At 36.4% G+C, this 12,227-nt stretch carries 9 protein-coding genes and 3 pseudogenes; 6 read left to right on the top strand and 6 right to left on the bottom strand.

Translation table 11 applies throughout. From position 1 onward, the window contains the following. Positions 1 to 291 precede the first annotated feature (291 nt). Together IGI52_RS16940 and IGI52_RS16945 are read left to right on the top strand one after the other, a co-directional pair. On the top strand, positions 292 to 1,770 hold the full coding sequence (locus IGI52_RS16940) for a helix-turn-helix domain-containing protein (protein ID WP_438781817.1): 1,479 nt from the start codon (positions 292 to 294) through the stop codon (positions 1,768 to 1,770). A 220-nt stretch (positions 1,771 to 1,990) separates the two neighbouring features. Further along, positions 1,991 to 2,707, top strand: a complete 717-nt coding sequence (locus IGI52_RS16945) for a DUF975 family protein (protein ID WP_438781819.1) — start codon at positions 1,991 to 1,993, stop codon at positions 2,705 to 2,707. A gap of 1,015 nt (positions 2,708 to 3,722) precedes the next feature. Here the strand turns inward: IGI52_RS16945 and tnpC (IGI52_RS16950) are convergent. The 3 genes and pseudogenes from tnpC (IGI52_RS16950) to IGI52_RS16960 all read right to left on the bottom strand — a co-directional run. Further along, a pseudogene (tnpC, locus tag IGI52_RS16950) lies at positions 3,723 to 4,799 on the bottom strand (IS66 family transposase); the annotation flags it as partial. A 4-nt stretch (positions 4,800 to 4,803) separates the two neighbouring features. Next, positions 4,804 to 5,493 (bottom strand): annotated as a pseudogene (locus IGI52_RS16955) (IS30 family transposase); the annotation flags it as partial. Further along, a complete protein-coding gene (locus IGI52_RS16960) occupies positions 5,402 to 5,938 on the bottom strand; it encodes an IS66 family transposase zinc-finger binding domain-containing protein (RefSeq protein WP_438782256.1) in 537 nt (178 codons plus the stop codon). The pseudogene IGI52_RS16955 and the gene IGI52_RS16960, both read right to left, overlap by 92 nt. A gap of 444 nt (positions 5,939 to 6,382) precedes the next feature. Between IGI52_RS16960 and IGI52_RS16965 the strand changes: the two are divergent. Both IGI52_RS16965 and IGI52_RS16970 read left to right on the top strand, forming a co-directional pair. Further along, a pseudogene (locus tag IGI52_RS16965) lies at positions 6,383 to 6,967 on the top strand (IS30 family transposase); the annotation flags it as partial. Positions 6,968 to 7,728: 761 nt separating this feature from the next. Beyond that, entirely contained in the window at positions 7,729 to 7,992 is a 264-nt protein-coding gene (locus tag IGI52_RS16970) for a hypothetical protein (RefSeq protein WP_438781821.1), read from the top strand. Between the two features lie 564 nt (positions 7,993 to 8,556). On the opposite strand, the gene tnpC (IGI52_RS16975) is transcribed toward IGI52_RS16970, so the two are convergent. The 3 genes from tnpC (IGI52_RS16975) to IGI52_RS16985 form a co-directional block, all read right to left on the bottom strand. Next, positions 8,557 to 10,119 (bottom strand): IS66 family transposase, encoded by a 1,563-nt coding sequence (gene tnpC, locus IGI52_RS16975; protein ID WP_438782257.1) that lies wholly within the window; start codon positions 10,117 to 10,119, stop codon positions 8,557 to 8,559. Between the two features lie 148 nt (positions 10,120 to 10,267). Then, positions 10,268 to 10,621 carry an IS66 family insertion sequence element accessory protein TnpB gene (tnpB, locus tag IGI52_RS16980; protein ID WP_438781823.1) on the bottom strand — a complete coding sequence of 118 codons (354 nt, stop codon included), beginning with the start codon at positions 10,619 to 10,621 and terminating at the stop codon, positions 10,268 to 10,270. A 1-nt stretch (position 10,622) separates the two neighbouring features. After that, positions 10,623 to 10,808 (bottom strand): hypothetical protein, encoded by a 186-nt coding sequence (locus IGI52_RS16985; RefSeq protein ID WP_438781825.1) that lies wholly within the window; start codon positions 10,806 to 10,808, stop codon positions 10,623 to 10,625. A gap of 144 nt (positions 10,809 to 10,952) precedes the next feature. On the opposite strand from IGI52_RS16985, the gene IGI52_RS16990 reads away from it, so the two are divergent. Next, entirely contained in the window at positions 10,953 to 11,693 is a 741-nt protein-coding gene (locus tag IGI52_RS16990; protein ID WP_438781827.1) for a hypothetical protein, read from the top strand. Positions 11,694 to 11,712: 19 nt separating this feature from the next. Beyond that, positions 11,713 to 12,000: a hypothetical protein gene (locus IGI52_RS16995; RefSeq protein ID WP_438781828.1), complete on the top strand. Its 288-nt coding sequence runs from the start codon at positions 11,713 to 11,715 to the stop codon at positions 11,998 to 12,000. The last annotated feature ends 227 nt before the right edge of the window (positions 12,001 to 12,227 follow it).

Here is a 12,227-nt window from a genome sequence, read left to right on the forward strand (position 1 = left end):
AAAAATGCTGTATCTGTTCATTTTGTGAGTTTGTGCTGTAAATGTAAAAGTATAAATATCTTACTTATACAGTTTTACGAGTGCAGAAATCTAGATTGTTCTTCTGTCAATACTCTTAGTTGCTAGTGATTGTTAAGTATGATGAAAAAATCATAATGTGATAGTACATTTAAAAACAGAACGACTCGAATAGTAATACTTAAGTAATTGGTTTTGCATGAAATAATTTGAACTTAATAAATTATGTGGAATGGTTTATAATTATATTATTATAAACTGATAGGAGAAATTATGTTTGAGAGATATGTTGAAAAAGAATTGGCTAGAAAAGTAGATCTCATTACTTTACTGTGGGAAAATGAACAATTAACGTCTAATGAGATTGCACTTATGCTCAATGTAACAGCAACGACCATAAAATCAGATGTAAAATCAATTAATTTGTACTATTGTGCGGCACACGAGCCCTTGATTGTATCAGAAACAACAGGATATTCGATTTTGAACAAAAAAATAAAAAGCAAACGTAATTATTTAAAGCAAATTTATTCAGATTCCTTGTTTGTAAGAGCTTGCTGTTTCTTTTTGAAAAATAATTTTACTCAGACTGGTAAATTCGCTGACGAAGAATTTATTTCTGTTTCAAAAGCTTATGAACTAAAGAATAAAGTGATTCATTATGTAGAGGAATTAGATATAAAGGTTACTAATGAACCTATTGTGAATAATGAATGTCGCATGCGATTCCTGATTACTTTTTTTCAAATGAAAGTCGGGATTGATTTCATTCCTATTTCAAAATACAACAGTTACCGTTTTGAAAAGTTATTTGATGAGGTCGAGAAGGTTGAAAAATGTTTGTTGTCGAATTACTCAAAAGAATATGCGAGTATCTTGTTTCAATTAGATTTTGATCGAAAGAAAAAAACGCCGATTCTATTTGATGAAGAATCTGTTAGTTTGCTTAAAAATACCCCGATATATCAGCGATTGTCAAAACCAATCTATCATTTTTTGAAAGAGGAGTTACATGTCAATATTCCAGAGGAAGAGGTTTTTTATTACGCTTTAGTGTTCAATATTATGAATGCCAACTATTACGAAGATGAAGAGCATCGAGATACCTATTATTCATATGTAGAGTTAATTACCAGTTCTAGCCGTTTGTGCTATCAAGATTTACTTGCTTTTTTTGAAGAAGAATTTCAAGTTTCCTTAGGCGAGGAACCGCTATTCGAAGCCTCTTTAATTACGTTTATACGAAAATGTATTTTTAATTTGCAAATGCTTATTCCGGAAGAACATATTGAATTAGGAAACACAGTTGAGGTGCCTAAGGATATTGTTAATAGAATTAGACAGATTCTCTTGAAGTGGAATGAAAAAACAGGGATTCCATTGATTTTTTCGGACGATCACATCAAATATTTAGCTTCCAAATTATTTTTCTTATTACGTAAACGGACTCGACCAAAACGGATTTATTTGTTAACTAGTTTTTACGCGGATTATTTATTAGCCAAAGAAGTATTGAGTCATGAATATGGAGCATTAACTGAAATTCGACAGTTTGACCCATGGAAATCTTCTGAGGATTATACAGAGAATGATTTATTACTTTATGATACGGGATATGAGTTATTGGCAAAGCTTAAGTGTCCAAAATTAAAAATATCCTATGTCTTTGATTTGCCAGAATTACAACGAATTCGTGAAGAATTGTTTTCCTATGATTTAAAAGGGATTGCTAGGAATAAGTACGCTGATTAGTCATTCCTTAGTATAGATAAAAGCTATCTGTAGTAGGTTCAAAATATGTATACATACTATTTTACTGAGTGATCAAATTATTCGAAAAAATAAGTAGTCAGAGAAACTATAATAACTATTGCAAAAACAAATAATCATGTGAAAGAGGGAATCTACTCGCAAGACAAGAAACACAAGATAGGAAGATACACAGATTAAATCAAAGGAGAATGTTGAGCTTATGAAGACAACAGCGGAATTAAAAAAAGAAGCAAAAGTTAGTTTGAGAGGAAAATGGGGAAATGCCGTTCTATTGAATCTGATTCCTACGTTAATTATGGCAGCTGTTTTAGTGATAATCGGAATACCTATCTTGTTAATGGTGATGAAGACAACCATAGGAAATACGTGGATTCATTCTTTTCCAGTTATACAACAAAGAGATGGAAGTTTTCCAGGGACTAGTTTAATCGGTGTAATTATTAGTACCCTATTTATGAGCGGCATTTCTTGGACATACCTAGAATTGATTCGTGGAACAAAGACACGGATTCATCCGCTGAAAGACGCCTTGCGAGGATTTCAACGTCCATTTTTAGTAGGCGTAATTTTACTGGCATTAACAACGAATCTTTTTATCTCCCTTTGGACGCTAGTATTGATTATCCCTGGGATCGTAAAGATGTATGCTTATTCACAAAGTTATTTTATTTATTACGATCACATCAATAAAGAAAATAAAAAAAACAAAACCTTTGACACGATTACTGCTAGTCGGTATATGATGAAAGGGTACAAAAGAAAATTGTTCTGGTTAGATCTTACTTTTGTAGGCTGGCATATCTTAGCAACATTAACTTTTGGCATAGGTTATTTATGGTTAAATCCATATATTTCAGCTACCAAAGCTGCATTCTATGAAAATTTACTTGAAGAGCATTACGAATCAAGTAAATAAACTAATTTTGTCGAAGAATAAAATAACTGCAAGTTTATAGTCAACTTTGCTACCTGAGCTAATTTCACATTTCGCTTTTATAGAAAAGCAAACACTCGTCCAATTTTAAGAATATTTTTTTAAGCTACGCGACTATTTCTCCCCATTTTTTAGTTGTTCAATCGTTGGATCGCGTATCTTTTGGTATTATAAGCTAGCTGAATAAGCATAGACTGTTGTACAATAGTCATTTCCGCCTTCTTGAATACGTGTATGACAAAGATAACCTAATTGTACCTGAACGGAGGGGTTCCTTTTTATATAGTTTGAAAACAGTGATGTAGTAAGAGCTAAAATTATGAAATTAGCTCATCTATTAACTATAGAATAATGGTTTTAATATAGATATATTCCCCAAAAAAAAAGGGAAGTCTCGGTAAAAAGTTAACGACTTTTTTAGAAAAAGTAACTTAATTAATTGCTGTAAATCAACTACACTAGACAGAAAAAGAGGCTCTTTGTGAAACACCCATGAGTTCGTAAACTCATTCATCCTGAAGGATGAAAGAATTTGTAGTACACTAACTAATAGTGGAAAGGGAAAAAATGCAACTATTTTGTAAAAGTGAGATGTGCCGATTGTCAAACTGGCTTGCTTTATTTCTCGAGCACCCTGAAATATAGCCGATAAGCATACGTATAAAAATTTGATTCTACATGAAATAAAGCACTCCTTTTCAAAAAATCGGGGTCTTCGTCAATGAGTGTTGGTGAAGAAATTCAATAGAATAATCGAGATACTCACACGACTAGGCAGTTATCTTGGCTCTAAGTCAAATCGTGTTGTTTTCATTAAATCACTGAAAGGAAATGCTTCGGCGTTTCCTTTTTTCTTTTTGTTTTTTTGCTCAAATAATGTCGCAAAGGTTCTGTTGAATTAGAATTCGCATACGAAGGTGGCGAAAGGTTCTAAAGTAAGTGCCTAATCACTGAGTATCTGCACACCAAATAACCTGAGCCCTATAATGGACTTAAGTCATCTGGTTGTTTTTACGTACTGTTTGATGCACTCTGCTTGTGCTAGAGGCAGCCAAGGTAAAAGTTTATCCAACGTTTCATTAGAAACATACGCTAGATTAGGAATGCGATCAAATAGAAATTCCAAATACTTCATTGGATTCAATCCATTTACTTCAGCTGTTCGATACACGCTTAGGATGATTCCCGAAGTTCGAGCACCTTCCAAACTGCACGAATGCATAGAATTCTTGCGACCGATTACCAGCTCTTTTATCTGGCGCTCCGCTAAGTTATTACTAAGTTCCAAGCGTCCATCCTCAAAAATCCGCTCAAATCCTCCACGCAACTTTAGCGCATATTTGACCGCTGTATCTAGTTTGGATTTCGGAACTGCTGTAAAGGAGCCCAGCCATTCATAGAAATTGATGAATAGAGGGGTTAAATAATCCTGGCGTTTTTTCAGCCGATCTTCAGCGGATAAGTCGACCCACTCTCGTTCCAATCGGAACCAGATATCGATCATTTTTACAGCGATCCAAGCAGGCGTTTCCTCGTTTTTATTGTTCTTTGGAAGTGCTTCAAAAAACTTCCGACGTGCATGAGCCAAACAATAAACGAGTGTGACGTTTTCCACCGCGTGATAGCCTGCGTAGCCATCACAATGCAGATACCCGTTGAAATCTGCCAGAAATTGCTTCGGCACTTCACCAGCTCTCGTTTCTGCGTGATGGTAATACACGATTGGATGCGGGCTATACTTTCCCGTGCTGAATAGCCAGTAATGAGTATCTTTCTTGCCTTTCTCGATAACCCGATACGTTGTTTCATCGGCGTGAAGGATATCCTCTTGGTTTAAATGATCCTTTAATCGTTGGGCTAGACTGTCTAATGCATTATGACAAACTTTGATATGCCAGTTGGTGATGTTATCACGAGAAATATCCAGACCCAGTGTTCCTTGCCAATAGCTTACCTGCCGATTGGCAGGTACTTTTTGACCAAACTTCAATCGGATCGTTTCGGTGATCACGCTGTTGGAGCCTAAACTGTTGGAGACGCCAGGCCTTGGAACGAGTGCTTTTTTATAGCTTGAATTGTCAAATCAAATGCAACACTTTATTAAAGAAGACTTCATAAGGTGTTTTCCAACCTAAACACTTTCTAGGTCTGCTATTTAATTTTTCAACCATCCGATAAATCACTGAATCAACTACCGTATCCATCTCTTTTGATTTCGGCAAGTATTCTCGAATGAGTCCATTCGTATTTTCATTTGTTCCTCGTTGCCAAGAGGCATGCGGATCTGGAAAATAAAAGGGCACATTATTCAAAGCTTCTGTAACTGCGAAGTGATTGGAGAATTCTTTTCCTCTATCTGGAGTGATCGTTTTAACCACCTTATTGGGGATACTGCTTAAAAGTTCAATCATTTTTTCGCTCACGTAAGCAGCTTTCTTTCTTGGTGCCTTTCCTGCTAAAAGGAATCGCGATTTTCGATCTGTCAAAGTCACTAAACAAGCACCACTAGTTTTTCCAGCTACGGTATCGGCTTCCCAATGTCCAAACTCACTTCTATCGTTCGCGGATTTTGGACGATCATGAATCGAATGCGTAATGCGTATTTTTCCACGAGCTTCGACATGATTTTTTGTATGTCTTGTTTTTCCTCGATGGCGTAATGAACGGATCAGCCCTCTATTGCCAGGGGAGAGCGGTTCTGTATCGAAAATACCGTTGTAAATAGCACGGTAGATCGTGATAAAACTGATTGAGAAGTCCACCTGTTCGTTCACACGCTTTACAACAATAACTATGTTGGACATGTTGAAGAGTTTCGATTCGTACTTGATGAAAGTCAATTTCATCTCGAACCTTTTTTGTTCCCATATCAATCATTAGAGTTCCACAGTGTCCGCAAAGACGATCACCTTCTGGTAATTCATGATGAACTTCTTTCGTTGGAAAATCCGCCAGTTTCTTTGCTTTCAACCCTTTTTTTCGCTGATGAGTTTTGATGGTGATCTCTTCCGTAAGAGGTGGTAGAGTTTCAGGCACATCAAATAGATACAAGCTTATCTGACCAGAGAGTTGTTCTGGCGCTGTCTCCCTGGATTTTCCATAGATTTTATTGATCAAGTAAGTGATTTGTTCTCTAAGTAATTGTACTTCTTCAGTCAGTGTATCAATTACTTTTGATTGTTCCTGATTTGCGTGCATTTGCTCATGAAGCATAGTGATTAATTGTGTGTTTGAATTTGTTATTTTCACTTTTATTATTTTCTTGATGAAACGAGCAAACAAACCACTTTACATATATATTCTGTTATTATTATACCGTTGGATTGACACGAAAAGAAGGAGGAATCGCATGAAACCAAAACTTCTTGTCGTTACTCCTTTATTTTTTTGGGACTAAAAAATACCACGTTTTCCAACAGAACTTGCTTTTGGCTGATCAATGCTTAACCCTTCCAATAACCATCAAATCTGTTGGTGTATAAGACAACGAATTTCTTTTTTTGATCTCGGCCAACGAAGTTTCCCTTGATCCAATCGCTGGTATAGTAGTTGATTTACAGCAATTAATTAAGTTACTTTTTCTAAAAAAGTCGTTAACTTTTTACCGAGGCTCCCTTTTTTTGGGGAATACAATTATTTAAAAACCATTATTCTATAGTTAAAGGAAAATGCAAACCAAATAGACATCAAGAAAAACGTGGAAAACAAGCTTTTCGCCGCTTGATTCATCAACGAAACAAAGAGTATTCAAATTATTCCGATGAATTTGGTCACCTCGAAGGAGATAGAATCGTTGGTGCGAAGCATAAAAGCACAGTTATTACCTCTTGGTGGAGCACTTAACCAAAGTGATCATCACGCTAAAATCTACTGGCTTACAGGCAAAAGATATTGAACACAGAATGAATTAATGGTTCTAAAAATTTCCTCGTCACGTGTTTAAATCAATCAAATTTGATTGCGGAAAAGAATTTTTAAACTGGAAAGAAATTAGTAATGTCAACAACATAGACATTTACTTTGCCGATGCAGATACTCCTTCACAACGTAGATTAAATGAGCGCTCTAACGGATTATTGCGTAAAAACGGCTTGAAAAAACATGGATTTTACCAACGTACCAGAGTCATTTATTCAATTCGTTGCTTTTAGGAGAGATCATATTCTTAGAAAGTCATTGAATTACCGAACACCATTGGAGGTATTTTTGAGTTATATGAATGAAGAGAATTTGTCCAGCTGAATTTGACATTGAGGATTCTTATAATAAAAAAACAGAATTTCACTACCTATGTTACACGCTGTTTATGAAGAACTACTCAGCTTTTCGAATTGAATTATGCATTTATGAACCCAGTAGTCGAGATTGACTTCCTGTGCTGTAGTTCGCTCTCTCATACAATCGCTAAAATTAGTAAAGATGTTCTAATGGCTACCTTTGTTGATTCGACCACGAATCCACTTAACAAGACAAGTTTTCCTTGGGTGAGGTTTAGGAAAAGAAAAGCAGGCATCAAGTTTTAATTGACACTCTGTTATCTGAATAAAGATAGTCAGTATTTAGAGCATTTTACAATTACCAACGTCGACCCACACTATCGAAACTCCTTCGAATATTTTCTTGATAAAGCGTAAGCCGACTATTTCATGGACTGTGAGTATTTTGGTTAAACTGTTGGACCACTTGCATAATAACGGATATTTCTTTGTGACAAGGACAGAATTTTTATACAACCATCACAGTCTTGGAAGAAATTGAAATCATCAAAGATATGTTACATAGCCATAAATTAGCGAAAAGTATTCCTAATGTCTCACAGTCTAATTTTGTTACTAAATTACAATACAAGGTTGACTGGTAAAGACCTAATATTATCAAAATAAACAAAATTTAATTTGTTCAAAATGTGAATATGCAGATGGCAAGAAACCTCTCAATCTAAACATTAGGTTTAGATAAGTGGGGACAACAGATTTAATTAATATATAAGGAGTTGAAAGGAATTGATTATGAAAATGAATCCAGTAGATTGTTTGGAATATGTAAAGCAAAATACTGATAATACTGTTTCCGGCATATGTAAAGGTTTAAATTTATCTTCTCGAAAAGGAGGAAACTTACTACGAATCTCTTTGCATAGAGGTTGGTTAGAAGTGAGAGAGAATGACATTATCTTTCTAACTGAAGAAGGTGAAAAAGCATTGGATGAATATCGAAAGATAAATATTGGCGGATTTCATAATGAACTTAGCCACCTAGAAAAATAAAAAATCCCCTTGCAAATTTCATGTATTATTGAAGTTCCAACACAATCAATAAAAGATGAATTCGCAATGACACAAATAGAGAATATGGAATGAGGTTGTGACAGTAGTGGTCAGCTTCAAGAAATAAGAAGGAATTTCCGAAAATTGTTTCTCAAATTTTTGTAAAATTTTGGCTTATTTCCGAAGAAGCTACTTCTGGAACACCGTTTATTCGGAAAAAGAAGCTATGACAAGACTTTTGTCACAGCTCCATTTCAAAGCGATTAATCTATATTATTATATTATTGTGCGGTTAATCCCCCTTTGATTGTCTCAGAAACAACAGGATACTCAATTTTGAATAAATCCACATGTAGCAAACGAGAATATTTAAAACGAATATACAAAGATTCATTGTTTGTTAGAGCTTGTTGCTTCTTCTTGAAAAATAATTTTGGTAGTGTCGATCAATTCGCCGAAATTGAGTTTATCTCCATGTCAAAAGCTTATGAGTTGAAAAATAGTAAATGCCTAATCACCAAGTACCTACACACCAAATAACCTAAGCCCTATAATGGACTTAAGTTATTTGGTTGTTTTTGCGTACTGTTTGGCGCACGTTGCTTGTGCGAGAGGCTGCCAAGGCAAAAGCTCATCCAACGCTTCATTAGAAACATGCGCTAGATTAGGAATGCGATCAAATAGAAATTCCAAATACTTCACTGGATTCAATCCATTTACTTCAGCTGTTCGATACACGCTTAGGATAATTCCCGAAGTTCGAGCACCTTCCAAACTGCACGAATGCATAGAATTCTTGCGACCGATTACCAGCTCTTTTATCTGGCGCTCGGCTAAGTTATTACTAAGTTCCAAGCGTCCATCCTCAAAAATCCGCTCAAATCCTCCACGCAACTTTAGCGCATATTTGACCGCTGTATCTAGTTTGGATTTCGGAACTGCTGTAAAGGAGCCCAGCCATTCATAGAAATTGATGAATAGAGGGGTTAAATAATCCTGGCGTTTTTTCAGCCGATCTTCAGCGGATAAGTCGACCCACTCTCGTTCCAATCGGAACCAGATATCGATCATTTTTACAGCGATCCAAGCAGGCGTTTCCTCGTTTTTATTGTTCTTTGGAAGTGCTTCAAAAAACTTCCGACGTGCATGAGCCAAACAATAAACGAGTGTGACGTTTTCCACCGCGTGATAGCCTGCGTAGCCATCACAATGCAGATACCCGTTGAAATCTGCCAGAAATTGCTTTGGTACTTCGCCAGCTCGCGATTGGGCGTGATGGTAATACACGATTGGATGTGCGCTATGCTTTCCTGTGCTGAATAGCCAGTAATGCGTGTCTTTCTTGCCCTTCTCAATGACCCGGTACGTGGTTTCATCGGCGTGAAGGATTTCTTCTTGGGTTAAATGACTCTTTAATCGTTGGGCTACACTGTCTAAGGCGTTATGACAAACTTTGATATGCCAGTTGGTGATGTTATCTCGGGAAATATCCAGACCCAATGTTTCTTGCCAATAACTTTCCTGCCGATTGGCAGGTACTTTTTGACCAAACTTCAATCGGATGGTCTCGGCAATCACGCTGTTTGATCCTAAACTATTGGAAACGACAGGTCTTGGAACAGGGGCTTTTTTATAGGAAGAAACATCTGCCTTTTCGCATTCTTTGCAACAATACGTATGTTGGTAATGAACGAGCCGATCTAACATGGCTTGATGGAAAAGCACCTCTTCGCGAATCTTGGTTGTGCCAATGTCGGTCATTTGAGTGCCGCATTGGTTACAGATTCGTTGCTCATTTGACAATTCATGGTGTCTTTCTTTTAAGGGAAGATGGGCGATCTTCGCTGCTTTTTGACCGATTTTTCTTTTGTGTCCTTTTACTGTTATTTCTTGTCCTTCTTCTATTTTGGGAACGGTCTTACTATCTTCAACCTCATCAGAAAATAGGTTTAATTGACCAGTCACTTGTGAATCCAGTGTTTCTTTGGAACGACCAAAAAAACGATCCGTAAAATAGCTCAATTTCTCATTGAGAAGATGAACCTCTTGGTTCAATGCTTGATTCGCACGCTGAAGTTCTTTAATCGTTTCTGTCTGAGATTCAAGGAGTTGAAGTAGGATATTCACATCTACTTCGACGTTATTGTTAGAAGAAGAATTTGTTTGTAAGGACAAGAAATTCACCACCGTTTTATTATTACTACTGTTATTATTATACCATTTAAGCGCATCAAAAAACAGAGAAAACCGCATAAAATCAACGATTTCACTCTGTTTAAAAGAATCCTTTTGTCCCAGCCTTGATTGCTTTGGGTTGGTGAATGCTTAATCCCTCAAGTAGCCAGTGAATCTGTTGTACAGACAGTTGGCGAACCTCTTCCTTTTTTCTCGGCCATTGAAGTCGACCGTTTTCAATTCGTTTGTATCCCAGAAAAAAGCCATCGTTATGCCAGTAGAGTAATTTAAATCGATCACAGCGATTGCCGCAAAAAAGAAAGAGGGCATCTTCATAAACATCCAGCGCATAGTCTTGTTGGATAATCCTGGCAAGTCCGTCAATTCCTTTGCGAAGATCTGTCTTACCGGTTACGAGAAAGATTTTTTCTACTTTGGTAAAATCGAGAAACAACTTATCTCAACTCCTTAAGGATTGCCGAGAGGATATAGCTGTTTACGCCATTATAGATCAAGACTTCAGAACCATCCTTCTGACGGATACGCAGGGCAATTTTTGCGGGACTGTTTTTTTTCTGATCACGAGCCGTTCTCGATTGATCGTGAAGTTGAATAGGAACGATATCATTTGTGTTTTTCAAAGAACCACCTCCGTTTCACTTGATAGCTCAAGTATAGATGAAGGTGGAAATACTTTATAGGTACCGAGTTATTAGGCATTTACGAAAAATAGTGTAATTCATTACGTAGAGGAACTAGATATTCATGTCACGGATGAAGCACGGGTGAACAATGAATGCCGGATTCGTTTCTTATTGACTTTCTTTCAAATGAACGTAGGTATCAAGTTTATTCCGATTTCAGATTATCATACTTATGCTTTTGAAAAATTATTTGCCGAAGTTGAGCAAATCGAAAAAGGCCTTCTTCCAAATTATTCCAAAGAGCACGCCAGCATTTTATTCCAACTAGATTTTGACCGTCGTAAAAAAACGCCAGTAATCTTTGATCCGATGTCACAGAAACTATTACAAAATACGCCGATTTATCGACGCTTAGCTGAGCCAATCAAAGTGTTTTTACAACAAGAAGTCCACATAGATATTCAAGAAGCAGAAATTTTTTATTATGCGCTAGTCTTTAATATTATGAATGCCAATTATTACGATGATCAAGAATTGATGGAGACTTATCAGTCATATGTTGAACTGATTGCGAACTCCAAGCGCCTAGCTTATAGTGAATTAGTTGGGTTATTTGAAACCGAATTCGGTGTGACATTGCAAAATGAACCTTTGTTTGAAGCGGCACTGATTATCTTTATCCGCAAATACATTTTTAACTTACAAGCGATGATTCCTGAAGAGCACATCGAACTGGGGAATTCGGTAGAAGTGCCGGCGACTTTAATGCTGCGGATTAGAAATATTTTTCATAAGTGGAACCAATTAACTGGTATCCCATTGATTTTTTCAGAAGATCACCTCAAGTATTTAACCGCTAAACTGTTTTTTTTTGCTCAGTAAGAAGGCGCGGCCAAGGCGGTTGTTTATATTAACTAGTTTTTATACTGATTATTTACTTGTCAAGGAACTATTGATTCATGAATATGGGGCGTTGGTAACGATTCATCAATTCGATCCTCGTAAGAAAGATGACTATAGCGAGGAGGACTTACTGCTGTATGATACGTCATACGCTATTTTGGATAAGTTGGCTTGCCGAAAGTTGCAGATAGCCTATATTTTTGATTTGCCGGAGTTGCAAAAAATACGTGCTCAGTTATTTAAGTATGAGCTAAAAGGAATCGCAAAAAATAAATTTGTAGATTAAAACTGAAAAATAATGAACACCGATAAACTAACTCAAGAATGAAAAGTTTTTATAGTATAGTGTAAATTTAAGTTGACAGTGTCTAGTTTAGCTACATTTCGTTAGAAAGAAAGTAGTGAAATAGCTGGATCAACGGACAAGTATCTAGGTATGCTATAGGCTGGAGTTTTCTTTGGTTGTGAAAAAGTTCAGAATATCTTAAGTACATTGTTACGACCTAATTGTTA

It is taken from the genome of Enterococcus sp. DIV0187 (assembly GCF_051713785.1).
Classification (GTDB): domain Bacteria; phylum Bacillota; class Bacilli; order Lactobacillales; family Enterococcaceae; genus Enterococcus_A; species Enterococcus_A avium.

Coding starts and splice junctions, on each gene's coding strand:
- IGI52_RS16945 (WP_438781819.1), top strand. CDS start 1,991: ATGAAGACAACAGCGGAATTAAAAAAAGAAGCAAAAGTTAGTTTGAGA.
- IGI52_RS16960 (WP_438782256.1), bottom strand. CDS start 5,938: ATGCTTCATGAGCAAATGCACGCAAATCAGGAACAATCAAAAGTAATT.
- IGI52_RS16940 (WP_438781817.1), top strand. CDS start 292: ATGTTTGAGAGATATGTTGAAAAAGAATTGGCTAGAAAAGTAGATCTC.